Origin of the sequence: Photorhabdus caribbeanensis (genome assembly GCF_018448885.1) — a bacterium.
Lineage (GTDB): Bacteria > Pseudomonadota > Gammaproteobacteria > Enterobacterales > Enterobacteriaceae > Photorhabdus > Photorhabdus caribbeanensis.
This window is the reverse complement of sequence record NZ_RCWB01000001.1, coordinates 283,058-308,595: the sequence shown is the minus strand read 5'-3', so window position 1 is coordinate 308,595 and position 25,538 is coordinate 283,058. Positions and strand designations below refer to the sequence as shown.

At 43.8% G+C, this 25,538-nt stretch carries 21 protein-coding genes, 1 tRNA gene and 1 pseudogene; 3 read left to right on the top strand and 20 right to left on the bottom strand.

Features of this window, described 5'->3' with window-relative positions:
* Positions 1-19: 19 nt before the first annotated feature.
* The 9 genes from EAE90_RS01515 to EAE90_RS01475 all read right to left on the bottom strand — a co-directional run bounded on the left by EAE90_RS01515 (position 20) and on the right by EAE90_RS01475 (position 8,242).
* Entirely contained in the window at positions 20-862 is an 843-nt protein-coding gene (locus tag EAE90_RS01515; RefSeq protein ID WP_214051954.1) for an EamA family transporter, read from the bottom strand.
* A gap of 64 nt (positions 863-926) precedes the next feature.
* Positions 927-1,655, bottom strand: a complete 729-nt coding sequence (locus tag EAE90_RS01510; protein ID WP_214051953.1) for an SDR family oxidoreductase — start codon at positions 1,653-1,655, stop codon at positions 927-929.
* A complete protein-coding gene (locus EAE90_RS01505) occupies positions 1,639-2,475 on the bottom strand; it encodes a gamma-glutamyl-gamma-aminobutyrate hydrolase family protein (RefSeq protein WP_214051952.1) in 837 nt (278 codons plus the stop codon). Before EAE90_RS01505 ends, EAE90_RS01510 begins: the two co-directional genes overlap by 17 nt.
* Positions 2,468-3,499: a hypothetical protein gene (locus EAE90_RS01500; RefSeq protein WP_214051951.1), complete on the bottom strand. Its 1,032-nt coding sequence runs from the start codon at positions 3,497-3,499 to the stop codon at positions 2,468-2,470. Before EAE90_RS01500 ends, EAE90_RS01505 begins: the two co-directional genes overlap by 8 nt.
* A gap of 25 nt (positions 3,500-3,524) precedes the next feature.
* On the bottom strand, positions 3,525-4,484 hold the full coding sequence (locus tag EAE90_RS01495; protein WP_214051950.1) for a nucleoside-diphosphate kinase: 960 nt from the start codon (positions 4,482-4,484) through the stop codon (positions 3,525-3,527).
* Positions 4,484-5,164: a guanylate kinase gene (locus EAE90_RS01490; RefSeq protein ID WP_339920563.1), complete on the bottom strand. Its 681-nt coding sequence runs from the start codon at positions 5,162-5,164 to the stop codon at positions 4,484-4,486. The genes EAE90_RS01495 and EAE90_RS01490 overlap by 1 nt, the downstream gene beginning before the upstream one ends.
* Positions 5,165-5,216: 52 nt before the next feature.
* The gene (locus EAE90_RS01485; protein WP_214051948.1) at positions 5,217-6,188 is read right to left on the bottom strand and encodes a transketolase family protein; all 972 of its coding nucleotides are present in this window, start codon (positions 6,186-6,188) and stop codon (positions 5,217-5,219) included.
* Positions 6,185-7,075 (bottom strand): transketolase, encoded by an 891-nt coding sequence (locus tag EAE90_RS01480; RefSeq protein WP_214051947.1) that lies wholly within the window; start codon positions 7,073-7,075, stop codon positions 6,185-6,187. Before EAE90_RS01480 ends, EAE90_RS01485 begins: the two co-directional genes overlap by 4 nt.
* Positions 7,076-7,570: 495 nt before the next feature.
* Entirely contained in the window at positions 7,571-8,242 is a 672-nt protein-coding gene (locus EAE90_RS01475; RefSeq protein ID WP_214051946.1) for a class I SAM-dependent methyltransferase, read from the bottom strand.
* 978 nt (positions 8,243-9,220) lie between these two features.
* Here EAE90_RS01475 and EAE90_RS01470 point away from each other — a divergent pair.
* Entirely contained in the window at positions 9,221-10,852 is a 1,632-nt protein-coding gene (locus EAE90_RS01470; protein ID WP_214051945.1) for a glycoside hydrolase family protein, read from the top strand.
* A 143-nt stretch (positions 10,853-10,995) separates the two neighbouring features.
* Here the strand turns inward: EAE90_RS01470 and EAE90_RS01465 are convergent, their stop codons facing one another.
* Genes EAE90_RS01465 through prpB form a run of 4 tightly spaced genes read right to left on the bottom strand, consistent with a single transcriptional unit; the run spans position 10,996 to position 16,577 of the window.
* Entirely contained in the window at positions 10,996-12,945 is a 1,950-nt protein-coding gene (locus EAE90_RS01465) for a propionate--CoA ligase (RefSeq protein ID WP_281422288.1), read from the bottom strand.
* Between the two features lie 7 nt (positions 12,946-12,952).
* Positions 12,953-14,404 (bottom strand): bifunctional 2-methylcitrate dehydratase/aconitate hydratase, encoded by a 1,452-nt coding sequence (locus EAE90_RS01460; protein WP_214051943.1) that lies wholly within the window; start codon positions 14,402-14,404, stop codon positions 12,953-12,955.
* A gap of 55 nt (positions 14,405-14,459) precedes the next feature.
* The gene (prpC, locus tag EAE90_RS01455) at positions 14,460-15,626 is read right to left on the bottom strand and encodes a bifunctional 2-methylcitrate synthase/citrate synthase (protein WP_214051942.1); all 1,167 of its coding nucleotides are present in this window, start codon (positions 15,624-15,626) and stop codon (positions 14,460-14,462) included.
* Positions 15,627-15,686: 60 nt separating this feature from the next.
* Positions 15,687-16,577, bottom strand: coding sequence for a methylisocitrate lyase (prpB, locus tag EAE90_RS01450; protein WP_214051941.1), 891 nt, complete (start codon positions 16,575-16,577; stop codon positions 15,687-15,689).
* Between the two features lie 316 nt (positions 16,578-16,893).
* On the opposite strand from prpB, the gene prpR reads away from it, so the two are divergent.
* Positions 16,894-18,567 (top strand): propionate catabolism operon regulatory protein PrpR, encoded by a 1,674-nt coding sequence (prpR, locus tag EAE90_RS01445; protein ID WP_214051940.1) that lies wholly within the window; start codon positions 16,894-16,896, stop codon positions 18,565-18,567.
* On the opposite strand, the gene EAE90_RS01440 is transcribed toward prpR, so the two are convergent.
* Entirely contained in the window at positions 18,568-19,539 is a 972-nt protein-coding gene (locus tag EAE90_RS01440; protein ID WP_214051939.1) for a GlxA family transcriptional regulator, read from the bottom strand. It lies immediately after the preceding gene.
* A gap of 280 nt (positions 19,540-19,819) precedes the next feature.
* Here EAE90_RS01440 and EAE90_RS01435 point away from each other — a divergent pair, with 280 nt between their 5' ends.
* Positions 19,820-20,587 carry a DJ-1/PfpI family protein gene (locus tag EAE90_RS01435; RefSeq protein ID WP_214051938.1) on the top strand — a complete coding sequence of 256 codons (768 nt, stop codon included), beginning with the start codon at positions 19,820-19,822 and terminating at the stop codon, positions 20,585-20,587.
* A 369-nt stretch (positions 20,588-20,956) separates the two neighbouring features.
* Here EAE90_RS01435 and EAE90_RS01430 read toward each other — a convergent pair whose 3' ends face one another.
* The 6 genes and pseudogenes from EAE90_RS01430 to lysS all read right to left on the bottom strand — a co-directional run bounded on the left by EAE90_RS01430 (position 20,957) and on the right by lysS (position 25,529).
* On the bottom strand, positions 20,957-21,178 hold the full coding sequence (locus tag EAE90_RS01430) for an RpnC/YadD family protein (RefSeq protein ID WP_214051937.1): 222 nt from the start codon (positions 21,176-21,178) through the stop codon (positions 20,957-20,959).
* A 102-nt stretch (positions 21,179-21,280) separates the two neighbouring features.
* A pseudogene (locus tag EAE90_RS01425) lies at positions 21,281-21,577 on the bottom strand (ISNCY family transposase); the annotation flags it as partial.
* A 45-nt stretch (positions 21,578-21,622) separates the two neighbouring features.
* On the bottom strand, positions 21,623-22,630 hold the full coding sequence (locus tag EAE90_RS01420) for an Rpn family recombination-promoting nuclease/putative transposase (RefSeq protein WP_214051936.1): 1,008 nt from the start codon (positions 22,628-22,630) through the stop codon (positions 21,623-21,625).
* A gap of 290 nt (positions 22,631-22,920) precedes the next feature.
* Positions 22,921-23,544 (bottom strand): CatB-related O-acetyltransferase, encoded by a 624-nt coding sequence (locus tag EAE90_RS01415; RefSeq protein WP_214051935.1) that lies wholly within the window; start codon positions 23,542-23,544, stop codon positions 22,921-22,923.
* Positions 23,545-23,790: 246 nt separating this feature from the next.
* Positions 23,791-23,864 (bottom strand) — tRNA-Gly (locus EAE90_RS01410).
* 150 nt (positions 23,865-24,014) lie between these two features.
* On the bottom strand, positions 24,015-25,529 hold the full coding sequence (lysS, locus tag EAE90_RS01405; protein WP_214051934.1) for a lysine--tRNA ligase: 1,515 nt from the start codon (positions 25,527-25,529) through the stop codon (positions 24,015-24,017).
* Between the last annotated feature and the right edge of the window lie 9 nt (positions 25,530-25,538).

Genomic DNA, 25,538 nt, shown 5'->3' with positions numbered 1-25,538 from the left:
GTAAAACACAAATGCTATTTCACTTTAAAATGGTTAAAAAAATGCCAACCATGACTATCAAAGTACAAATCAGTCTTACCGGCCCTATCTTCTCTTTGAGAATCCATGCACTGAAAATAACGCCAAAAATCACACTGGTTTCCCTCAATGCTGAAACTAACGCGGCAAGGCTGCGAGAAAGGGCCAAAATAACTAAACCATGCGCGACAGACATGACTACACCGTTGACCATACAAGTTCGCCCATTACGACTGATATAATCCAATAATCGGCGTCTATTTATCGACATGGCAAGCACAAACATCAAAATCCCTTCCAGTACAAACAGCCAAAGCACATATGAAAACGGATTGCCGCTGAGGCGTGCTCCCTTGCTATCGAGTAATGTGAACACAGCAATAAAGGTAGCAGTGCCAAGCGCAAAACCAATTGCTCGACCCTCATGACGATTCGGGAAACCACCATGAAAAGTCAGCCACATGATCCCTAAAGCAATGGCGCCAATTCCCACAATTTGCGTGGATTCGAGCTGAACATCGAGCAAAATGACAGAGATTAATGTCACGAGCAAGGGTGTTGCTCCACGAGCAATCGGGTAAACTTGACTCATGTCTCCATATTTGTAGCCAAGGCTCAAGCAAACTCGATATCCAGCATGAAGCGGAGCAGAGATAATAAGGATCTTCCAGGCACTCATATCTATACCGGGCATAAATAAAAGCAACAACGCACAAAGCACGCCAGAAGTAGCAGCCATAACGGTAAGGGACAAGAATTTATCTTCATCCTTTTTAACAAAAAGATTCCAACCTGCATGCATGATCGCAGCGACCATGACTAATCCGAGTGAAAGAGAATCCATATATATTTTTATCCCGCTCTAAAAAGGCGTTTAATTAACTATATCAACTACATTAACTGTATCGCTATATTGGATGATCTTGCGGTAACACCACTATCTGGGGAATATTGATATGTACTGGTTGTGTCATCACCCAGATAATTGTCTGAGCCACATCCTCTGCACTTAATGGCCGAGCGATATTTCTTGATACTGATGGATGTACCATGAGATCACGATGCAATTCGGTCTGGACTAAACCTGGTGCAACACATGAAACTTTAACCGCACTTCTTGCAAGCTCCAGGCGCAACGCTTCGCATAAAGCTTCGACAGCATGCTTAGTACCCGCGTATCCACCTGCATTTTCACGTACTTTATAGCCCATGACGCTCGTCGTATGGATGAGATGCCCTTTTCCTTCGCGTAAAAAGTGTTTCAGGACGGTATAAGTAAACCGATATGCGGCTTCCACATTAATTCTTACCATAGAACACATTTTGTCAATATCGATCTCATTAATGGTTCCAGTGTGATTAATGCCTGCATTATTGATCGCAAAGTCTAATCTGCCGAATTTCTCGATGGCTGCATCAATTAAAGTGCCTGGAGCCAACGCATCAGTTAAATCGCCCGCGAACCAGCATAATCCCCCTAACTCCTGTTCCAAAGCTTGCAACCGATCTTCTCGCCGCCCATGTAGCACTAAGTTCATTCCAGCAGCAGCCAGCTTGTGTACCAAAGCCATCCCAATACCGCTGGATGCTCCGGTAACAATAGCCACCTTTCCGTTGAGTTTAGGTTCTGTAATCATAACTGCCTTCGCTTTTCCCCTCGTTTGTATGAAGTCTTTCTTCGCATGCTGTTCTAAATGCATTACTGATACAAAGATCCAGTGGTCGATCGTTATCGGCCCATTCAATATGCCATTGAACCCCCATAGTGAAAGCACTTGCTGAACTGAGTGAAATCGCCTCGATGATCCCATCTTCTGCTACAGCTTCTACTGCTATATTCTGCCCAACCAAAGCAATGCCTTGTCCATGTAGGGAATTAACATCAAAAACACGATTGCTGACGCTCTGATTGCGTAACAGATGTTCCAATAATGTTCCTTCCAAGACCTTTACTGAATGTCGAGGATCGTACCTTCTCTCGTAAGGCAATGACTTGTCTGAGCGATGATCAAGAAATCCTTCCAACGAATGAATCTCATTATGAAGCTCCCCTCCGAATGCAACATTAATCTCTTGCATTCCACGGCAAATACCCAGTAATGGAACCCCGGCATCCACACAATTATGAATCAAGCGGAAGGTTGTAAAGTCTCTTTCATAGTCTGCAAGCCCTACAGGTGAAATACGTCTGAGCTCACCCTGCTGCCATCGCACACCTATATTACTGGGTGATCCAGTCAGTAAAACTCCGTCTAATCGTGAAATGAGCGCGGTATATCCATCAGGATTATTGGCAATTTCTCGTGTAGCTGGCAGTAATATGGGAACGGCTTTTAACTGCCTCACAATAAAATCCACGTACTTGTGAAACACAGTATGGTGTGGCGTAGGGGGATAATCGCCAAAAGCAATAGACCTTAGACAGCAAGATATCCCAATTATAGGACGTTTAATCATTAAACCAGGCCCTCGTAGGCTTACCCATAACGCCATAGGCTTTCTTCCTATATTCGATTTCCATTTCCGAATATGCATCAGCTTCTGATCGGAAATACTCATCGATTAAAGCACATGCTGCATTTCCAGAGGGGAAAGAGCGCTCCATCTGAAGAATTTCATGGCTGGCTTCAAATATGTCATCAACGAAATCAATGGTAGCTAATATATATGCCTGCTGGGATTCAGGAGTCGTGCCGCAACTAGCTATGATCAACGTGAGAAATCGTTGAAACAACGGCGAATATTCGATATATCGTTTAGCGTAAGTAATAATCCACTTTCGGTGATAGTGGGTGTTACCGCACAAATGAGTATATGCTTGAAATTGAGTCACCATATTCTCTCTCGCCATATCCGCACAGCGAATCCAATCTTTACTCTCCCAAGCGCCCAGTAAATCAAGCAGCACAGAAAAATCAGAAGCTTTCCATCTATACATCAGATACTCGAAACGATGTTTGCCAATTTGCTGGCGTAATTCATCAAGTCTATCGACACCACACAACTCAATGGAGTTAAATAATCTATGAATAAAAGCCATATTGCGATTGTCCATATACTTAGTCAGAAGTACGAGTGACCGCACCGCATAGTCAAAAGTCTCCCGCACCACAGATGCCAATCGTTCAATCTCTTGTATGGTTCTATACTCAATATCCACTTTCACATGACTTCCAGGTATAACCGTGTGAATTAAGAACACCTCATCTTCAGGATTTTTCCCTGTAAGGATCGATCGGCTCGAACTTAATACTCGATAGTGTCGTTTTGGCTCAATGTCCTTCTCACGCAAAAGTGTCTCTGTTACCACATGAACATCGATGTCAGAGTAGCGGTTTCCAGTACCTTCAATTAATGATCCCCCCAAAAAAGCCGCGTCAGAATTTTTCAGATAGGCATTATCAAAAATAAATTTGAGGGGAAAGGTCAACTCACCATTCAAGATTTCTACATGCTTGTTTTCCACCACATAATTTTTCATCTTACAAGCCCTTGCCAAACTTACATTATTGAGAGTGTTGTGCAGCCCACAGAGTAAATACTTCATCAATAGCACGAGCATCAAGCAGAGCGTGCACACCCTTTATGTCATGTTCAATTAATTCTGCTGCAATAGTTAGTACATCCCATGAATCTTTCCCAAGCCCGTACTCTCGGAAATACGATAAAACCTTTGCTAGAGGCATCGGTTGTCCTTGAGCATAATCTCGCCAGATAGGAGATAACACATGACTTTCTGTTGACAGGCTGAGTCGCTGAGCCACTTCATTAGGATTAATCATATGAGCGGAATATTGTGATTCCAATTCAACCGCAACTCGCGAGCACTGCGTGACTAAATCATCTATTGATTGCTCTGTTAATCGACAAGTGTGCAGTAACGCGCTCAGTTCATCTGAATCAAATAAGATGGACAATTCCCTCACGAGATCGGCAGGTTCGTCTGGAGTATGTACGAAGCCAAGCATTCGGTTATGCATTCCAAGTACACTACGCAACTGATCTGCTTTTCGTCGTGCTGCGTGAGCGGACCCCTTTAAACGCCAAAGTTTCACCGAGGCAGGCACCGAAGTTGGAACACAATCACGTAGCATAATCAATATTGATGGACTTTGAGCGTTAACCCAATTCGTTAGCTCGATTCTGTCCGTGGTGGCCGCGTTCCACTGAAATCGCCAAATATGATGAGCGGCATTACGTGACAGTTCCACGCATGTAATGCCTACCGGCGCAAAACCTCGTTGGGCTAAATAGGAAATAGCCTGACATGACAACCTTCTAGCAATTGTTTCTGGTTTTAACAATATGAATGAGTGACCAAAAATGAAATTCCTCACATCTTTTCCATACTGAGAAAGGATCACTCGCCAAGCTTCTTCTGGTACAAAATCGTTCTGATATGCCCTGATTTTATCTGACTGCATAGTGAGAAGCTGAAGAGCATCGGCATACGTCGTTATTTTCATTATTCATCTGCCATATTTGCCAAACGCTCATTCAACGGATCGTAGTAGAACATCATTGAGTGTGGCGACACTGCCCGGCAACGCTCCTGTAGTCCTATGATACGACTCATTCGACAGCGCTCAGATGTATGTATGCATTTGAGTGTTTGAAGTGTCTGTTCGAAATCATCATTAACAACGTGGTAATCGTGCTCATCTACATATGCCAGATCCTGCAAGGCCATGTTCTGTTTGATATGAAGCTCTTCCCCCTGTTCTGTGCCCCTTTTTGAAAGACGGTTCATCAGTTCCGATAAAGTAGGAGGTACGATAAATATTCCAACTACATGCTGTCGGAATTGTCTTCGCAAATTAAGATAGAGTTGAGGTGTATAGTCGAATACAAGATCATTCCCTGACGATATGGCTTCTTGTAATGGCGCAATGGGTGTTCCATAGTATTTACCACTTGATGGGTTGACCCATTGCGCGAACATATTCTTACTCACCATTTCCCGGAATTCAGACCGAGATACGTGCTTATAAAAGCCGCTTTCGTCGACGATAGACTTTGGCCGTGGTGCTCTAGTTGTGATATTTGGTACATAGCCAAGATCGGGACAATCATTTAACCATCGCTTTATGAGGCTAGTTTTGCCAGTTCCTCCTGGCCCAGAAAGAACCAAGAAAACACTTTTCACTTCGTTGGCACAGAAATCGATATCCTCCACTACATCCCCCTATAGTGTCCTGTTATGTACACTCAGTTCGTATTTTGAAGTTTTTATCTACATCTTCTAACCACTGCAAAACCCTTTTAGCAATTTGCTGAGCTCCGAGCCCAAACAACTCCAGCAGTTCCTCAGTATCACTTACGGGCGCAAAGACCCCAGGCACTCCGATTCCGAGTACCGGGACAGGCGTCCGTTGTACAACAGTTTCTGCAACTGCACTAAACAACCCTCCCACTAGCTGATGATCCTCTATACAAACGATTCTTTTCGTGTCTCTGCATGCACTGTCAACCGCCATAGAATCTAGTGGTGATACACTGGACATGTTTAAGACACGACATTCAATTCCATGTTCAGAGAGTAATTCTGCCGCGGCTAATGCACGATATGTCGTTAGGCCAAAGCCGATTAACGTCAAATCTCGCCCATCCCTTAGGCACGTTGCTACGCCAAATTCGAATTTTTGATTGTTGTGATAGAGCCTGGGAACAGGTATACGATTCACTCGGATAAAAACAGGCCCCTGATGTTGATACGCAGCTTTAACTACGCTAGCTATTTCTATGTCATCACACGGCACTACCACCTGTAATCGGGGAAGAACTCGCGTCCATGCAACATCCTCGATCGCATGGTGAGTAGCTCCTAACGAGCCGTACGCAAAACCACTGCTAAAACCGCACAATTTCACATTCGCATTGTTCAAAGCTACATCGACTTTAATCTGCTCCAACGCACGACCGGTAAGAAAGCATGAAGCGGCGCATACGAAAGGGATTAACCCACTGTTAGCTAAGCCTGCTGCAACACCAACCATATTTTGTTCGGCAATGCCTACGTCGAAAAGCCGCTCCGGGAATTCATCTAAGAAAGCTTTCGCATTACTAGATGACAATGAATCGTTCAACACAATACAAATTCGAGAATCGGCTCGCGCAAGCTCAAGTAAAGCTGAGGTGAAGGCTTCTCTTAAATCAAATAGTTGGTTCATAGCATTGCGGTCTCCGACAACTCCTTTAATGCGCTATTTGCCTCGTCCCTAGAGGGCAGACGATGATGCCATGATGCATTGTTCTCCATGAACGACACCCCTTTCCCTTTCACCGTTTTGGCAATAATACAATTGGGTTGCCCGGCGCTAAACGGCAGACGATTAAGGCAAGCGCATATAGCGCTATGGTCATGACCATCTATTTCAGTTACAGCCCAACCGAAGGCTCGCCATTTTCCGGCTAAGTCACCAAGTTGATTAACTTCTTCCGTACCGCGTCCTTGCTGTAGACCGTTACGATCAACTATCACCGTCAAACCATCCAGTCGGTGCGTCGCGCCTAACATAGCAGCCTCCCAGTTGCTGCCTTCCTGAAGCTCACCATCACCCACCAAAACAAAGGTTTTGCGTTCTGATTTCTCTAATTTAGCGGCAAGGGCAGCCCCAACTGCGAATGGCAAACCATGTCCCAAAGAACCTGAACACGCTTCGATCCCTATATTCGCACATGACGGATGCCCTCCCAGAGAACCTCCTTTACGACCATAAAAATCTAGGATTTCAGGACACCACCAACCGAGTTCAATCAGAACACAATACAATGCTAAAGCCGCATGTCCCTTACTAAGGATGAACCGGTCTCGGTCAGGATGACGTAAACTTTTAGAGGGAAACCGCAAGGTGGTCAAAAAGAGCGTGCACAAAAGATCGGTAACGGAGAAATCTGGACCAATATGTCCAAACTGACTTCGGTAGGTTGTTTCTAAACAGCGGGTTCGGACTCTCAAGGATAGTTCACGTAAAAGAGCCACATTAGGTTGAGTACAACGTGAAATTTCTGATGTCAAAGCGATACAACAATTAGAAGTCAAAGCCGAGGTTGTCATTATAACTCCCCATTTTAACAACTCATCCGCTGGCCCATTCATCGAATGATATGGCTAGAATTACCGACACAGCGTTAAGTGAAAGTTTGACACTTAAACATCATCAGGAGGGATTACCCCTACATATTGTGATATTTCTTTTTAATTTATAGTCTATTTTTACCTTTAATGTGGCAAAAAGTGCCCTAAGACCAGGGAGATAGATCACAAAATCCAAAAAATAAATGAATATGCGTTTAAGTAACATAAAAAATGCCATTAATACACTAAATGACAACGCTGGAGAGGCTAATTTTGACGGCTAATCTGGCTGTAATGATTCTGTGACAGTCAGGTAATTTAAGGTACCAATTTAGGTGTGTTGCTATAATAGTCGTTTACATTCCCCCAGAGAGATACTAACAGCCAAAAATGACATTTTTTCGTTTATAAAATCATCAACGTATTCGATCACATCAGCCATGCCCTGACTCAGAGTTTCGTGGTGGAATATTTTCAATTTACCTCCACTTCCAAAATCACTTCCCAGATAGTTTTTGGCAGAACAAAACGATATGTCTCCCTTTCTTCTATATGCAACACTTTCCACCCAGAGAAAGCCTTGAGAATTGAGGAACGGTCAAAAAAACGCTTTGGTGTTCCATGTACCTGGTAGAAATTATTATCAATTTTAGCGTGTCCTTTCGCGCCAAAATTAACATCCTTTGTAGAATTCAGTCGGCATAATAAGAGACCCCCAGGCCGTAAAACCGCCCTGATCCGTCGAATAATATCCAGAGTCTCGTCCCAAGAAAAGTAATGCAGTGACAAACTAGAAATCACCACACCGCTGCTATCTATTGGAAAAGGATCTCGTAAATCTTGAACAAAAAAAACAGCTGAAGGCGTACGAATACGCGCCTTCTCGATCCTTGTAGAAGATATATCGATCGCCTTCACTTTTAACCCAGCACGATGAATAATGGCGGTATCGCGTCCGCTTCCACAACCAAGCTCTAACACTGCTAAACCCATAGCTCGGTCTTGAATAAGTGGAAGCCACCGTTCTAGCCAACGATCTTCCCGTTGCCTGCGCAATAAAGCTAGAAAACCATGCCCTACCAAGCCTTTCACCAAAATTGGAAGAACATGCCATTCAAATGTGCGAAGCGACTTTATAATTTTCATTGATGTCAACAACTTTTTATAAAGAGAATGAGTATGCCATACCAATCAAATACCAAAATACCATCCAGTTTCAAGCAGAATAGTTGCATCGGATTCAAGTATTCAGCAATATCCAATATAACGCCCTAAATCAATGGCAACAATGCCTATAATCTAAGTGGACTCCAAATGAACATCGAGTAAAATCACAGAGATTTACGTCACGAAAAAAGTATTTCCCCACGTGCAAATAAGGCAGACTTGATTCAGCATGTCTACGCAGTGCCGTTTTCCATATTAACTCTTACCACATAACCCATAGACCTGCATATTTCAACCGCATTTTTTATCCTCCACAAAAACACTCATTAGAAGAACCTTAAGTTATGCAACTTTTTACAGTTGTGAACACGCAGGCTACGTTTTCTATGGCTGAAATACAACACACGATAAAACAGAATAAGAGAGTCAGTCCTCAGTCAGAATTTTTCTGATTGATTCATTAGGAATAGTCTTAAAAATAAACTCATTGATATTTTTTGTGATTCATGTAACATTTTTTGTCCTGAACAGTTATTCACCACCAAACAAACAATGACCATATGATTTTTTATACTGATTTATTTAACTCTAATGATTTGATGATAGAAGGATAAAGATACAAAAAATTTACCTTTATAACCACCGATGTGACAGCAGATTGCTGCACTACATCAGCGCTGATAAACAATGTTTTGTCATAGTGACATTGGTAAGAAGATGCCTATAAAGGCACGCCAGAAGACCAGCACAAGAACTGCTCGCATAAACCAGCACTAATTATGCAATTCACTAACTAGCACGGTTGCATAACAGGTTAAGTTACCAATCACCGACTGAATTTAGTGAGACGAATGCGGGTTAACAGCCATTGCATCTTTTTTAGGAGCATATTTGAGGGAGGTTTTACTAAGAACTTTTCTCGCTCCGTGACTTCAACTTACAACTCTGGAGAAAATTGTGACTTTGTGTATCAAAAAAGCCCCCAAAATTTGGGGCATCATCAAGCAATTAAATATCAATAACTATGTACTTAAAATGTCAGATCGGACAAATAATCGCAGATCCACATTAAATGATGCTTTAGTTTGCTCCTTGCATTATTGTGGATTACTGTTTCGCCATTTATGTGTGACTTATCGAAATGTTTTATTGGCCACCTTAAGCTTGGCTATTCTCTGCGGATTATTATTGGTTCCCCCATCATTAGCACAAACAGAGATACCTTTAACAACATCAGGTATTCGAACTTCTATCGGTCCTGTAGTTAAGGGGGGGGTATACAACTATGCGCCTTCCGTGATGTTGGACGGGGTATATCGGATGTGGTGGTGTGGTTCCGATCGCACTTATCCCGGTGATCATATTTTCTATGCCGAATCTTCATCTCTTGATGGCCCTTTCCACGCACGTGGAAGTAGCGCCCCCTACCAGATTGTTTTTTCCCCTAACAAGGAAGCAACCGCATTCGATAAAGTCCATACTTGCGATCCTTCTGTCATACGAGTTAATGGCACATACTATATGTATTATGGTGGATGGAACAGCGTCCGCGTTGATGCTGAAGGTATAACAAAAATTGGCCTCGCAACAAGTACTGACGGAATTAACTGGACACGTGCAAATAATGGTAATCCGATAATCTTACCCGCTAACAAGAAGCTAGATGGAAATCCTTATGGAGCAGGGCAACCATCCATATCCTATCTCAATGGTATGTTTTACCTTATGTACACCGATACGACCGGAGCAGATTCCCTAGATAAAATTTACGGTGGCGGAGGGCAATATGTCTTAAGATCTCCCGATCCAACCTTTCAAAGTGAAGTGGAAGAACTTACTCCTAATGGCTTCGTCACAAAAACGGAAGAGAATCACACCGGATACCAGCAAAACTATTGGGTAAGCGTCGATATGCAATTTTCTGATGCACTCAATGCATGGATCGTGGCCCACAATAATGGCCCCAGACTATCTTTAAGCTTTTATCCTCCAGACTTCTCTACGAAAATCTACAATGATGTCCAATTAAGCACCTCCACTGTAGAAGGTCCCGGTATTGTATCAAGACCAGATAAGCACTCAGTTGTCTCAAGTACCGGACAGTGCAGTACGCTGCCAATCGATGTTATCAATGCGACTGCGCGTAATTTCCCTCGTAGGTCGCCTACAGACTTAGCGCATATTGGTATCGACGTCAGTGCTGGAATGAACTGTGAAAATATGCGTCCTAGTCAGGTCGCGAATATCTACGAAGGTTATGGAATTAAAGCGGCCGGTTTACCTTTGACATTTGTTGTATCTGGAACTCGTTTGCAAGCTGATTCCATTCGATCAATTCAGTTCTTAACTAAGAACTTTGTTGAAGTTACACCTGAGATTTTCCATGCCATTCCATATGGCGCTTCATTAAAAACCGGCGCTCCCGTTATTGGCGCAACTGGACAACCAGCCGCGTTTCTTCTCAATTCCGCTAAGTGGCCAGTAAATGGAATAAAGATCATCAGAGATAATAAATCATCTATTAAGATGGTTCCGTTAGCTGAATACGATTCTTATCCAACAAAATACCCACTCTATCTAGTGCAATAACCATTACACTAGCTGAGTCAAACACAGCCGCTTATTGATAATGCTGGGTTTTCTATACTATATCATGGTCGTAAACGCGACATTGGAATGTTTACGGCCATGTTCTGCGAAGATGAAATTAGAGCTACAGATTTCAAGGTCTGTTAACAAAAAACAGCTTCTCGAATGACTTCTAATGAAGCAGGATTTTCAATCAGGGCAAGATCACCGGGTTCACGCCCTTCACATATTGCTTGCATGGTCCGACGCAACATTTTTCCTGAACGTGTTTTGGGAAGCTGAGAGACAAAATAGACTCGTGCCGGACGACCTACGCTACCAATTTGTTTATTGACCAAATCCATCAAAACTTTTTCCAAAACAGCAAAATGCTCAGCATTCTGGATCTCCTTTCCCTCCTTAAGGACAACAAAAGCAACCGCAGCTTGTCCCTTAATAACATCTTTAATGCCAATAACAGCGACTTCGGCAACATCTTCATGCCCGGCAATACACTCTTCTATCTCCCTTGTTCCCAGACGGTGCCCGGCCACGTTAATCACATCATCCGAACGCCCCAAAATAAAATAATAGCCGTCACTATCACGGATACCCCAATCGAATGTGGAATAAACAGCATGATCAAAGTGTCGCCAATAGGTATTGAGAAAACGTGAATCATCACCATAGATAGTTTGAATACAACCCGGGGGTAAAGGCCCTTCAATAACGAGCATTCCTTTTTCGTTATCACCACACGCCTTACCAGTCAGTTCATTGATGAGCTTGACATGAAAGCCATACATCGGGAAGCCAGTACTGCCAAATCGGCTCGGCCTGTCATCCAAAGCGCGGGCAATCGCCATAATTGGCCAACCGGTCTCTGTCTGCCAGTAATTATCTATGACAGGAACATTAATAGCCTCAGCAATCCAGCGGGCGGTATGCTCATCTAGCGGTTCTCCCGCCAGATACAATGTTTTAAGTGATGAAATATCGTATTTACCAATACATTCAATTGGATATTTTTTCAGTACACGAATCGCTGTAGGTGCCGAAAACATCCGCGTTACTTGATATTTCTCCACTATTTTCCACCAAATGCCCGCATCTGGCCGTATCGGCAACCCCTCATACATAATCGTCGCCATTCCTGCAATTAAAGGAGCATAAACAATATAAGAATGCCCGACGATCCAGCCGATATCTGAGGTGCTAAAAAACACCTCCCCCGCTTTACCACCAAAAATGATATCCATAGATGTTGCCAGTGCGACAGCATAACCACCAACATCACGCTGTACCCCCTTCGGCGTGCCCGTCGTGCCGGATGTATAGAGCACACAGGAGGTTTCATTTGACTCAAGCCAGGTAACGGGAATATCAGCATCGAAGTACTCCTGCCGCAATGTAGCGAAATCAATATCTCTCCCCGGCGCCCAAACCATTTCCGCCAGCCCACGGTTAACCATCAACACATGGCGGGGTTTGTGGTTCGCCAGTTCGATAGCCTCATCCAACAATGGCTTGTAAGGAATAACTTTGCCGCCGCGCGATCCTCCATCAGCAGACACTACCAACACCGGCTCAGCATTATCCAGCCGAGTAGCGAGGCTCTGAGAAGCAAAACCACCGAAGACAACAGAGTGAACAGCACCAATACGGGCACAAGCGAGCAAAACAAACAGCGCCTCGGCAACCATCGGCATATAAACCAGAACTCTGTCGCCTTTTTTAACCCCCAAAGAGAGCATCATGGCAGCCACTCTATTCACTTCCTGATGTAATTCTCTGAAAGTAAATACTTTCTCACTATTGGTTTCTGTTGAAATCGTGATAAGCGCTTTGGCATCGGGCTGGCTTTCCAGCCAGCGATCCACCGCGTTGTAGCATAGGTTGGTTTTTCCTCCGCAAAACCAACGAGCAAAGGGAGGATTGCTATAATCCAACACTTGTTCAAAAGGGTGTTGCCAGAAAATACGTTGCGCCTGTTCAGCCCAGAATACATTGGGATCATTAATAGATTGCTGATAAAAAGTGTTGAATGACATAATCTCTCCTAGTGCAGCCGTAGATGATAGAGCGGCACTTGGGAGAGCGGCCGCCGATAGCATTACAAATCTAAATAACGTACAAATCGAGGTATTCGTTTACAGGCATGTTTTCCAGTAACGGGCGTTCAAGGGAAACAGATAAGATTCTGCTTTGCTGTGTTTCAGGGAACTGACGTGCCAGATTAGTGCTGAATTTTTTCAGCAATAATGGAATGCCCTCCTTACGGCGACGAGCATGACCAATAGGGAATTCAACTTTAACTTCATCAAGCTGGCTGCCATCTGTAAACGTAACAGTTAATGCGTTAGCAATAGAACGTTTTTCTGGATCGTGATAATCACGGGTAAAATCAAGATCTTCAACACACACTATTTTTTCCCGCAGTGCATCAATTCGAGGATCTGCCGCAATGCTATCTTCATAATCCGCCGCGGTAAGGCGACCAAAGATCAAAGGAATCGCCACCATGTACTGAATACAGTGGTCTCTGTCCGCAGGATTGTTTAACGGGCCTTGCTTATCGATAATCCGAATGCAGGCTTCATGGGTACGAATGGTGATCTTTGTAATGTCATTGATAGTTTTACCCACATCTTTCAATTGCTGATGCAGGCTCATTGCAGCCTCCACAGCGGTTTGTGCATGAAACTCTGCCGGGAAAGCGATTTTGAACAGCACGTTTTCCATCACATAAGAGCCATAGGCACGCTGGAATTTAAAAGGCTGACCATTAAACAGCACATCATAGAATCCCCACGTTTTTGCGGTTAATACCGAGGGATATCCCATTTCACCCTTTTGCGCCATCAAAGCCAAACGCACCGCGCGGGATGTCGCATCACCAGCAGCCCAAGATTTGCGTGAACTGGTATTAGGAGCATGACGGTAAGTTCGCAGTGATTGACCATCAACCCAAGCCAGCGATACCGCGCTCAAGATCTCTTCCCGATTCAATCCCAACATTTCAGCAACAACAGCCGTCGAAGCCACTTTTACCAACACAACATGATCTAAACCAACTTTATTGAATGCATTTTCCAGTGCAAGGCATCCCTGAATTTCATGCGCTTTAACCATACCCGTCAAAACGTCTTTGATCGTAAGAGGCTTTTTCCCACCAGCAACGGCATTTCTTGATAGCCAATCAGCCACTGCCAGGATACCCCCCAGGTTATCGGATGGATGCCCCCATTCAGCGGCAAGCCATGTGTCATTGAAATCTAGCCAGCGGATCATCGTACCAATGTTAAATGCCGCCTGAACCGGATCGAGTTGAAACTGAGTTCCCGGCACACGCACACCATTGGGTACCACTGTCCCCGGCACAATCGGCCCTAGCAATTTCTTACAGGCCGGATATTCCAGTGCCTCTAACCCACAACCTAACGTATCCAGAAAGCAGTAATAAGCCGTTTCATAGGCGATGGATGATGTGATGGCGTATTCCATAACATAATCCACAATATCCACAATGACCTGATCATATTCAGGGCGATTGTTTGCAACAGAGGTAGACATAATAATTCCTTGTTAAAAAAACACGCATGCAGGGAACTCTGCATCAAAAATAGCGTTACCCACGTTTACTAATTGGCGTAAATACTTGATTTTCTGGCCCGGTATAGTTGGCTGCTGGACGAATAATTTTGTTATCAATACGCTGTTCAATAATGTGAGCTGCCCACCCCGCAGTGCGAGCAATCACAAACAACGGTGTAAACATTGCAGTTGGCACGCCCATCATGTGATAGGAAATCGCTGAGAACCAATCAAGGTTCGGGAACATTTTCTTATTGGCCCACATCACCGCTTCTATTCGATCCGCAATATCAAACATTTTGGTGGTTCCTGCTTGTTCAGAAAGTTGCAGAGCTACATTTTTAATCACTTTGTGACGGGGATCAGAGATGGTGTAGACCGGATGACCAAAACCGATAATGACCTCTTTTCTCGCTAAGCGAGCCAGAATATCACTCTCTGCTTCATCAGGATTTTCATAGCGCTGTTGAATTTCAAAAGAGACTTCGTTTGCTCCACCGTGTTTTGGCCCTCTCAGCGCACCAATCGCCCCGATGATGGCGGAGTAGATATCTGTGCCAGTTCCTGCAATAACCCGGCTGGTAAATGTCGAAGCATTAAATTCGTGTTCCGCATAAAGGATCAAAGAGGTATGCATGGTTTTTTCCCACGATTCACTGGGCTTTTTACCATGCAAGAGATGCAGAAAATGTCCGCCTATCGACTCAGCATCAGTCTCTACCTCAATGCGGCGTCCATTGTGGCTATAGTGATACCAATAGAGCAACATGGAGTTGAGAGAAGCTAGTAATCTGTCAGCAATATCACGCGCTCCCGCAAGATTATGATCGTCTTTCTCAGGCAACGTACAACCCAGAACGGAGACGCCTGTACGCATAACATCCATCGGATGAGCGGCGGCGGGCAATGCTTCCAGTGCTGCCTTTACGCTACTCGGCAGACCTCGCAATGCGGTTAATTTCGCTTTATAGGCAGCCAATTCAGCGTAGGAAGGCAATTTTTCGTGGATCAGCAGATATGCAACTTCTTCAAATTCACACTGGGTTGCAAGATCAAGAATATCGTAACCACGGTAGTGCAGATCATTACCGTTTTTTCCTACTGTACAAAGTGCCGTGTTACCCGCAATGATGCCAGAAAGGGCTACAGATTTTTTAGGCTTGAAAGTGGTTAACTCAGTCATCGTGTTCTGTTCGTTCATGGGTATCACCTCTACCGTTTTTATGCCATACAAAGTGATGAAATTGGGTGGAGCCGTCCGTCATTGAGATTTTTTCTGGGAGAAAAGTACATCCAGTTTCTGTTCAAAATCGTAGTAATTGATGCTTTCATATAACTCGTTGCGAGTCTGCATCATGCTAATCACACTCTTCTGTGTCCCTTCGCGGCGGAGTGTGGTGTAAACCTGTTCGGCTGCCTTATTCATTGCCCGGAAAGCAGAAAGTGGGTAAAGGGCAATGGAGACATCCACACTTTTCAATTCTTCAATCGTGAAAAGTGGCGTCGCACCAAATTCAGTGATGTTGGCTAGTACAGGAACCCCGGTTGTTGACGCAAATGCTTTATACATATGTAATTCAGTGATCGCCTCAGGAAACAGCATATCTGCCCCGGCTTCGATATAGGCTTGCGCCCGATCAAGAGCCGCAGCTAATCCTTCAACAGCTAAAGCATCAGTGCGAGCCATAATGACGAAATTTTTATCAGTACGGACATCGACTGCGGCCTTGATGCGATCAACCATTTCCTCTTTGGATACAATCTCTTTATTCGGGCGATGACCACAGCGCTTCGCACCGACCTGATCCTCAATGTGCAACCCCGCAGCTCCTGCTTTGATCATTGAGCGCACTGTACGGGCCACATTAAAGGCAGAAGAGCCAAAACCGATATCAGCATCCACCAACAATGGCAAATCGCATACGTCTGTAATACGACGGATATCTATTAACACATCATCCAGCGTTGAAATTCCCAGATCAGGCATACCCAACGAACCCGCCGATACACCGCCACCAGAAAGATAGATAGCTTTATAGCCCGCCCGTTTCGCCAGTAACGCATGATTCGCATTAATAGCGCCAACAACCTGTAGTGGGGATTCAGCTTCTATAGCCTGACGAAATGCCAAACCGGCCGAGGAAAATGTCATACATGACCTCATTGTTATTATAATGAAACATATTTGTTAACAAGCAATATATGTGCCAACAAAACGAAAAATGGCTGGCATTTTTAAAAACAAAACACAATAAAAATTTAATTAATTGTTTTTTAGTAAAAAAATAGCAGTAAAAATATTTATTACCTTGTGAAAAAGTACCATTGATAGAGAAACTCATCTGTTTCATAATGAATCAATTACGTTCCATGAAACACGATCGAAACAATTTAGAAACATTGAATTATTGTGGCGGGAAAAACGAAAACAGCGTACAGGAAAACAACGTACAGATAAGAGGAATAGCATGGCAGAAACACCATCAGCAGAACGAGATAACCGCGATAAGCCGGTCATTTGGACAGTATCTATTTCCCGCCTTTTTGATCTCTTCCGTGATATCACACCAGAGTTCGATCATCAGGCCAATATCACGCCTATCCAACTTGGGTTTGAAAATGCGGTTCAACATATTCGTCAGCGGTTAACAACTGAATGTTGTGATGCCGTGCTCTGTGCCGGTTCTAATGGCGCCTATCTCAAAAGCCGTTTGTCAGTACCAGTCATCATTGCTAAGGCCAGCGGTTTTGATTTTATGCAGGCATTGGCCCGTGCACGACAAATCAGCTCCCGTATTGGTGTTATCACCTATCAGAATACATTACCTGCGCTAGAAGAATTTCAGCAGCGGTTCAACTTGCGTATTGAACAACGCAGTTACGTAACGGAAGAAGATGCACGGGCCCAAGTCAATGCACTAAAAGCCATCGGTATTAAAGTGATTGTCGGTCCCGGGCTAATTACCGATCTCGCCTATGAAGCTGAATTGGTGGGTGTCTTCATCTACTCTGCGGATTCTATTCGCCAGGCATTCCATGATGCGCTGGATATCGCCAGAATGACCAAGCTTAACCAAGCTTCAATTTCTGCCTATCCAACCGAGAATAGTTTACGTACCCGCCATACTCTCAATGATATCCGGGGAGATTCAGCGGTAATGGAACATGTACGCAACACTATTATGCTATACGCCCGCTCGCCTGCCACAGTGCTAATACAAGGAGAAAGCGGTACAGGGAAGGAGCTGGTAGCACAAGCCATTCACCATGAATATGCCTTGCGATATGGTCAGATTGCAGGTAAACATCAACGTCCGTTTGTCGCCGTTAACTGCGGCGCCATTGCCGAATCCCTATTGGAAGCTGAATTGTTTGGTTATGAAGAAGGAGCTTTCACCGGTTCACGACGTGGAGGACGTGCAGGTCTTTTTGAAGTTGCCCATCGAGGCACGCTATTTCTGGATGAAATTGGTGAAATGCCACTGCCTCTTCAAACACGGCTATTGCGGGTGCTGGAAGAAAAATCCGTTGTCAGAGTAGGAGGACACCGCCCTATTGCCGTTGATGTTCGGATTATCTGCGCCACACATTGCGATTTGGATACTTGGGTGCAAGAAGGGCGTTTTCGAACAGACCTGTTCTATCGCCTGAGTGTATTGCGCATCAACATTCCTGCCCTCAGAGAAAGAGATCACGATATTGGTATATTGGCGCTGGAATATCTGCGACGAGCATTTGCCGCATTGAACTTACCGGTATCACAATCGAGAGTGCAAGAGCTTGCTGCCTGTCAGGAGGCATTGCAAGCCTATCATTGGCCCGGCAATGTCCGGGAACTACGTAATCTTATGGAGCGGCTCACGTTATACCTCAGTGCTCATCCTGAGCATACCTTAACACCGGAGTTGATATTAGCCCTTTCACCGGAGCGTAAATCTACACTCAAGCTGGCAGAAAAAAGTATAAAACCTTCGTTGACTGAACAATCCTCACTTGCTGCGCCACTTTCAGCCCATGAAACCTTGAAACAGTTTTCCGGCAATCACCATGCAACCGCAAAATATCTGGGGATTAGCCGTACTACGTTATGGCGACGATTGAAGAAGGAGATGGCAGAGAAAGAGAATAAAGAAAATAAATAGCTAAAATGTCGTCTTGAAGTGCTTACGATAGTCCTGTGGAGTGCTACTGAACGCCCGGAAGAAACTACGGCGTAAAGTATCTTCACAGCCGAAACCGCAACGGGAAGCTATACACTTGAGCGATAGCGTAGATTCAACTAAAAGGTGACGCGCCGCTTCCAGGCGGAATCGCTCCACCGCTTTGGCTGGCGTAATCCCCGCATGTCGGCTGTAGTGGCGCACGAAGCTACGCTCACTCATATTGGCACGGGCGGCCAAAGTTGCCACTGAAAGGTCCCCCGCCAAATTGTTAGTCATCCAAGCGTGCAGATCTGCAAATTTACTCGTACTGCTTTGTAATGCCAGTGGAGCGCTAAACTGTTCCTGTCCACCAGGACGTTTAAGAAACATAACGAGTTCCCGCGCAACATCCAGTGCCAATTTATGACCGAAATCTTCCTCCAGCAATGCCAGAGCCAAATCGATGCCTGCGGTGACACCAGCAGAAGTCCACACCGGACCATCCTGAATAAAGATAGGATCACATTCTACCCGCAATTTACTGTAACGCCGAGCCAGTTCAGCACAGCTACTCCAGTGCGTAACGACTCTGCGACCATCAAGCAACCCGCAAGCAGCCAAAATGAATGCCCCACTGCATACAGACACAATACGCCTAGCCAGCGATGCATGTCCCTTTAACCAATGACGCAATGGCGGATGGTTCGCCGCTGACTCAACGCCAATGCCCCCTACAACAATCAGAGTATCAGCGGGAGAATCCAGCTTAGGTAGAGGTTCTGCCTGCACAGTTATTCCAGCCTGCGTCATTACCTGTCCGGGATCACAAGCCACGACTTTTATGGCATAGGGCCGTCTGTAACCAAACTTCTCTGCCAGCTCATTAGCTGAGGTAAAGACCTGCAATGGCCCTGAGAAGTCCAGCAGATTTACGTTGGGGAAAATCAGAAAATAGAGAGTTTTAATGTCCATAAGGCAATTATGGCACTTGGCGTAAATCGTCGCAATATTGGCATATACCGAATGAACTTCAAGATGCTTGAGCCGTCAGACATAAAAATATCTAAATTCAACAACATAATTGTTTTTCAAACATGCACTTTGAAGTATCTTGAGTATATACGCCAATTGGTTTACGGTTACAGTTGTTCCATCAATTTACTACCGGGAATACAGATGTTCAGCGATCGCTAACAATAGCGGCATATGAATTTCAGTTCTCTTTTCAATCTCGATTAAGGAAAACTTCTCCATGAAAAACACATCTAAGGAATATCCTGCGGCATTATCTTCATTAATGAATACATCGTCTGGAGAAAAACCCACTCTCGCTTTTGTCATTTTCCCAGGCATGACGCCACTTGATATGATTGGTCCCGCGACAGTTCTTAAAGTAGGAGGATGGTTAAATATTGAATATGTCTGGCGCGATTTACTTCCGGTACGTACTGAGCTGGCACACATATCATTCTCACCAAGCATTACGTTTGAGCAGTTAGATAAAGTGGATATTTTGTGTGTTCCCGGTACAGGAAATCCTTATGCTTTGCTTGCCGAATTAGACATGCTTGATTGGATACATAAAGTGGGAAGTAAAGCATCTTGGGTCACAAGCGTGTGTACAGGATCTATCCTGTTAGGGGCCGCAGGCTTGCTAAAAGGGTATCAGGCGGCAACTCATTGGTCGATGATAGACGATCTCAACGAATTCGGGGCAATACCGGTTAATAAAAGAGTCGTTATTGATAGGAACCGGGTTACTGGAGGTGGAGTCACCGCAGGTATTGATTTCGGTTTAACATTGCTTGCTGAAATCAAAGGTGAAAAATATGCCCAAGCAGTCCAACTAGCGATACAATATAGCCCAGCCCCCCCGTTCAATAGCGGCATGCCAGAATTCGCCGACAAAGAAATAACCCATGCCACACTTCAAGCTATATTTTCCAATGTGGAAAAACAGACGCCTGATTACAAAGAAATCTTAATTAAAAGCGCCAAAAGAATATCAGATATCTACTGAATCTATTTTCGTATGATGGCTTAATTCAACCTGTTTCAGCATTCGATTATTTACCAATAACGGAAATATTTCCTATTCTAAGAACGGCTAATTCAGAGATGCATAGATCCAGATTTGTTTTTTTAGATTAAACGGTATAGGCAACCAATCCGGTTGCCGCTTCCAAGAGAAAATTTATCGGATTACGATGTTTCGAATATTCTATTTGAGGAATATTCTTTAATTATTCAAATACTATTTCAATTAAAAAGCTTAATACCCGACAGAAAAAGTATGATTTCAAACTTATCCAAATAATATACCGCTTATATGTAAAGTTTTGCCCACTTATTTACACGAATTTTCATGCCAATAAAGTGTCAGCATAAGTTAATCGGCTATTTGTTCAATCTTACTCCGGCTCATTACAATGATTTTAATTATCGTTTCATGGTCTATACCATTGTCTATCATTGCATACACGATTTTCACAAGCGCCAGTTTTCTACCTATCTGTAATCCTTCTTGGTATGCTTCTTGGTATGCCTCTTGGTATGCTTCCTGAAATCCTTCTTGGAACGCTTTCTGCTCCAGTTTTTGCGCTATTGTCATCAATTACCTCCTCATATTTCTAGGGGACGGTCCCGTTACTCGCTGGACAAGCCCCTCTTCTAACACGAATCTTTAAATACCAATTACGGCTCTCAGCACGAATCAGTGATGTATTTGTTCAAGTTCGTTCTGGCTCAACCCTGTGTTTTTCATTATTGTTTCATGATCGATACCATTGTTCATCATTCTACAGGCGATTTCCAGAACCGCCTGTTTTTTACCTTTCTCTTCACCTTTCTGTAATCCTTCTTGAAGCCCTTCTTCGCGTGCTTCTTGACATTTTTGAAGCCCTTCCTTAAGCCCTTCTTGATGTCCTTTATGTTGCAACTTCTGCGCTATTGTCATCAGTACCTCCTCATACTTCGGGAACTGTTCTGCCAGTTGCCGGATAAGCCCCTCTTCTAACACGAATCTTTAAATACCGATTACGGCTCTTAGCACGAATCAGTGATGTATTTGTTCAAGTTCGTTCTGGCTCAACCCTGTGTTTTTCATTATTGTTTCATGATCGATACCATTGTTCATCATTCTACAGGCGATTTCCAGAACCGCCTGTTTTTTACCTTTCTCTTCACCTTTTTTTTCACCTTTCTGTAATCCTTCTTGAAGCCCTTCTTCGCGTGCTTCTTGACATTTTTGAAGCCCTTCTTGAAGCCCTTCTTGATGTCCTTCCTTAAGCCCTTCTTGATGTCCCTTATGTTGCAACTTCTGCGCTATTGTCATCAGTACCTCCTCATACTTCGGGAACTGTTCTGCCAGTTGCCGGATAAAACCTTCTGGATCGGCGGTATCTCCCACCAGTAATATGTAGTTTAGCATGCTTTTTAGCAGCTCATATGTATAATAATCATACGCAAACAACATGGTCAGCTCTTGCTGTAACTCCGCCATATCACGTTGCCGGATATGTTTTTGTACTATTTCCAGTAGTGCAACTCGTTTGTGCGTCAGGATTTCATCATCCGGGATTACCGTCACATCTACCAACGGAAACGCGCTGGAATAGATCTCTTCCGCCAGAGCCGAAGCATCGAAGCAGTCGAGCCAGTTGGTGCTCCACGGATACGGCCGCACTTTTCCGTGATAAAACAACACTGGAATAACCAGCGGCAATTTTTCATGTCCCTGCTCCAGATGCCATTGCATTGCTGAAATACTGTAACGCATCAGCCGGAATGCCATCATCTTATCCGGGGAACTCTGGTGTTCAATCACGCAATACACATAGCTCTCACCCTGCGTAGTTTTTAGTGAATACAGGATGTCGGAATAATGTACCCGCAGATTGTCCTCAATAAATGACCCCGATTCCAATCGCAGTGTATCAAGATCACAAACTGCCCGTAATGTCGCAGGTAAGTGTATCTCTAGAAAATCTCTGGCGGTATCAATATGACTTAAAAACTTTTTAAAAATAGCATCATGTGGCGTCGGTGTATTTTTTCTTTTCATAAGAGGATAGTAGCATATTTTCTTTTATATTGAAGGAATATTAAATAAATAACAATAAACTCTGTCTCATCTCTCTTTTATACTGTTGTACAATGTTTTTTATTTGACTAGTTAAAGATAGACTCCTTTAGGAGAAATACCGTTTGCAGCTTGAATGCCGAAACGGTATTTAAACTAATAATTAATGCATTTCAGTTAAATAATTCAATAATAGAACGTTTTAAAAATCAAATTTAATTAGTTTAATCAAGCCTAATTAATTATTCTACGGAACTAATTAACTATTCCCATCAATATGACCTTACAGCAGATTTTAATGCCTTAATATCCGAAGCACAGAGATAGGGTTTTAAAGCATTAAATTTCTCTTCTGACCAATCATATATTTTTAACGCAAGTAGCTCATTGATAATGTGCGGCTCAAAGCGATATTTAACTAATTTCGCAGGCGTTCCAGCAACAATACTATATGGCTCAACATCTTTAGTGACAACGCTATTAGCAGCAACGATAGCGCCTTCTCCAATAGTAACGCCAGGCATAATCATTGAACGCATACCAAGCCACACACCATCATGAATATGCGTATCACCTTTGCCTACATATGCCTCTTCAATATATTCCATGAATGGATATAAACAGAACCAATCCGCTCTGTGTGTATTATTTCCACCCATAAGGATGATGGTTTCAGCGCCTATGCAAACATAATCGCCGATATACAATTTATCAATTGGCCATTTAGACTCCCATTGAAGACTGATTTTATCACCGTACAAATAGCGAACGACAGATTCTTCAAAACCGCCGCTCCAGCAATCGCTATAATAGCTATGAGTTCCTTTGATGACAATATTCGGATTAGTTATAGCTTCATGTAAAAATTGGATTTTTGACCAATGTTTTTCTTTCATGGTAAATAGTCTCTATTAATTATTCATTTACCATAGAATGCTTTCTATGGTGATGTATTCACATTCAAAATACATCACGCCTGGCTGATTCGGGGTTGATTTAATAATGGGATTCTTTTCATATTAGACAATGAGTTAATTATTAACTTATATTGATTATCATTCGTAAATTCTTTTGATTTAATTTACATCATATCAAAAGGTATATTTTCAGTGCGACAGCATTTTCTAGAAAGAATACAGAACTGGAGCGAGCGAAGGGAATCGAACCCTCGTATAGAGCTTGGGAAGCTCTCGTTCTGCCATTGAACTACGCTCGCTTAGGGGTAACATAAATTATTATAGCGACTTCGTTGGCATCAGCAAGCCACTATCTGTTTCAGTTGTCTATATTTAAGGCAGTTGAAAATAAAAACTCCCCTGACAGCTATGCCGCAGGGGAGTTGGAATTTGAAATTTAATTCAAACTGTTATTTCTGCGGGCGCATTGCCGGGAACAAAATGACATCACGGATGGTATGGCTATCTGTCAACAACATAATCATGCGGTCAATACCAATACCCAAACCAGCGGTTGGCGGCATACCATGTTCCAAAGCCGTCACATAGTCTTCATCGTAGAACATGGCTTCGTCATCGCCTTCGTCTTTCTGACGAACCTGCTCAGCAAAACGTTCTGCCTGATCTTCGGCATCATTCAATTCCGAGAAGCCATTACCAATCTCACGTCCACCAATAAAGAATTCAAAACGGTCAGTGATAAACGGATTTGCATCATTACGACGCGCTAGCGGAGAAACTTCTGCCGGATATTCCGTGATAAATGTCGGTTGAATCAGATGGCTTTCCGCTGTTTCTTCAAAGATTTCACACTGAACACGACCAAGGCCCCAACCTTTTTCCACTTCAATGCCAAGAGATTCAGCGATAGCCACCGCTTTGTCCATATCATCCAAATCAGCCATATTGGTTTCAGGACGATATTTGCAAATGGCCTGTTTCATGGTCATTTGGGCAAATGGTTTACCGAAATCGAATTCCTGTTCGCCATATTTAACCAGGGTATTCCCCAAAATATTCTGCGTCAGCGTGCGGAACAGCTCTTCTGTCAGGGTAATCAGATCTTTGTAATCCGCATACGCCATGTAGAGTTCCATCATGGTGAACTCAGGGTTATGGCGCGGGGATACGCCTTCGTTACGGAAGTTGCGGTTAATTTCAAATACACGTTCAAAACCACCAACAACCAGACGTTTCAGGTAAAGTTCCGGCGCAATACGCAGATACATATCAATATCCAACGCATTATGGTGAGTAATAAATGGACGAGCCGCCGCACCACCAGGGATTACCTGCATCATTGGCGTTTCCACTTCCATAAAGCCTTTACTGACCATAAAGCTACGCAGAGCCGATAAAACCTGAGAGCGAATTTGGAAAGTTTTGCGCGATTCCTCGTTGGCGATCAGATCCAGATAACGCTGGCGATAACGAGTTTCCTGATCAGCCAAACCGTGGAATTTATCCGGCAATGGGCGCAGCGCTTTTGTCAGCAGACGCAATTCAGTACAGTGAATGGAAAGTTCACCGGTTTTGGTTTTAAACAGTTTGCCACGCGCGCCCAGGATGTCTCCCAGATCCCATTTTTTAAACTGTTCGTTATAAATACCTTCCGGCAGATCGTCACGGGCAACATATAACTGAATACGACCGCCCATATCCTGTAGCGTTACGAAAGAAGCCTTACCCATAATGCGACGTGTCATCATACGACCGCCAACCGTCACTTCAATATTCAGTGCTTCCAGCTCTTCCTGAGTTTTGTCGTCGTATTTAGCGTGCAAATCCTCTGAAATATTTTCACGACGGAAATCGTTCGGGAATGCAATTCCGCTCTCCCGTAAAGCAGCAAGTTTTTCGCGACGGGTTTGCAGTTCATTATTTAAATCGGGGGCCTGTTCCGCACCCTGTTGTTGTTGTGACATTTTAGTTCC

What these genes read in the sequence shown, in the direction of transcription:
- EAE90_RS01415 (WP_214051935.1), bottom strand. Translation starts at nt 23,544, where the DNA reads ATGAAAGAAAAACATTGGTCAAAAATCCAATTTTTACATGAAGCTATA.
- EAE90_RS01430 (WP_214051937.1), bottom strand. Translation starts at nt 21,178, where the DNA reads ATGACAATAGCGCAAAAACTGGAGCAGAAAGCGTTCCAAGAAGGATTT.
- EAE90_RS01505 (WP_214051952.1), bottom strand. Translation starts at nt 2,475, where the DNA reads ATGATTAAACGTCCTATAATTGGGATATCTTGCTGTCTAAGGTCTATT.
- EAE90_RS01510 (WP_214051953.1), bottom strand. Translation starts at nt 1,655, where the DNA reads ATGATTACAGAACCTAAACTCAACGGAAAGGTGGCTATTGTTACCGGA.
- EAE90_RS01480 (WP_214051947.1), bottom strand. Translation starts at nt 7,075, where the DNA reads ATGACAACCTCGGCTTTGACTTCTAATTGTTGTATCGCTTTGACATCA.
- prpC (WP_214051942.1), bottom strand. Translation starts at nt 15,626, where the DNA reads ATGAACGAACAGAACACGATGACTGAGTTAACCACTTTCAAGCCTAAA.
- EAE90_RS01485 (WP_214051948.1), bottom strand. Translation starts at nt 6,188, where the DNA reads ATGAACCAACTATTTGATTTAAGAGAAGCCTTCACCTCAGCTTTACTT.
- EAE90_RS01435 (WP_214051938.1), top strand. Translation starts at nt 19,820, where the DNA reads ATGAAAAACACATCTAAGGAATATCCTGCGGCATTATCTTCATTAATG.
- EAE90_RS01495 (WP_214051950.1), bottom strand. Translation starts at nt 4,484, where the DNA reads ATGAAAATAACGACGTATGCCGATGCTCTTCAGCTTCTCACTATGCAG.
- EAE90_RS01515 (WP_214051954.1), bottom strand. Translation starts at nt 862, where the DNA reads ATGGATTCTCTTTCACTCGGATTAGTCATGGTCGCTGCGATCATGCAT.
- prpB (WP_214051941.1), bottom strand. Translation starts at nt 16,577, where the DNA reads ATGACATTTTCCTCGGCCGGTTTGGCATTTCGTCAGGCTATAGAAGCT.
- EAE90_RS01475 (WP_214051946.1), bottom strand. Translation starts at nt 8,242, where the DNA reads ATGAAAATTATAAAGTCGCTTCGCACATTTGAATGGCATGTTCTTCCA.
- EAE90_RS01500 (WP_214051951.1), bottom strand. Translation starts at nt 3,499, where the DNA reads ATGAAAAATTATGTGGTGGAAAACAAGCATGTAGAAATCTTGAATGGT.
- EAE90_RS01440 (WP_214051939.1), bottom strand. Translation starts at nt 19,539, where the DNA reads ATGGACATTAAAACTCTCTATTTTCTGATTTTCCCCAACGTAAATCTG.
- EAE90_RS01420 (WP_214051936.1), bottom strand. Translation starts at nt 22,630, where the DNA reads ATGAAAAGAAAAAATACACCGACGCCACATGATGCTATTTTTAAAAAG.
- EAE90_RS01460 (WP_214051943.1), bottom strand. Translation starts at nt 14,404, where the DNA reads ATGTCTACCTCTGTTGCAAACAATCGCCCTGAATATGATCAGGTCATT.
- prpR (WP_214051940.1), top strand. Translation starts at nt 16,894, where the DNA reads ATGGCAGAAACACCATCAGCAGAACGAGATAACCGCGATAAGCCGGTC.
- EAE90_RS01465 (WP_281422288.1), bottom strand. Translation starts at nt 12,945, where the DNA reads ATGCTATCGGCGGCCGCTCTCCCAAGTGCCGCTCTATCATCTACGGCT.
- lysS (WP_214051934.1), bottom strand. Translation starts at nt 25,529, where the DNA reads ATGTCACAACAACAACAGGGTGCGGAACAGGCCCCCGATTTAAATAAT.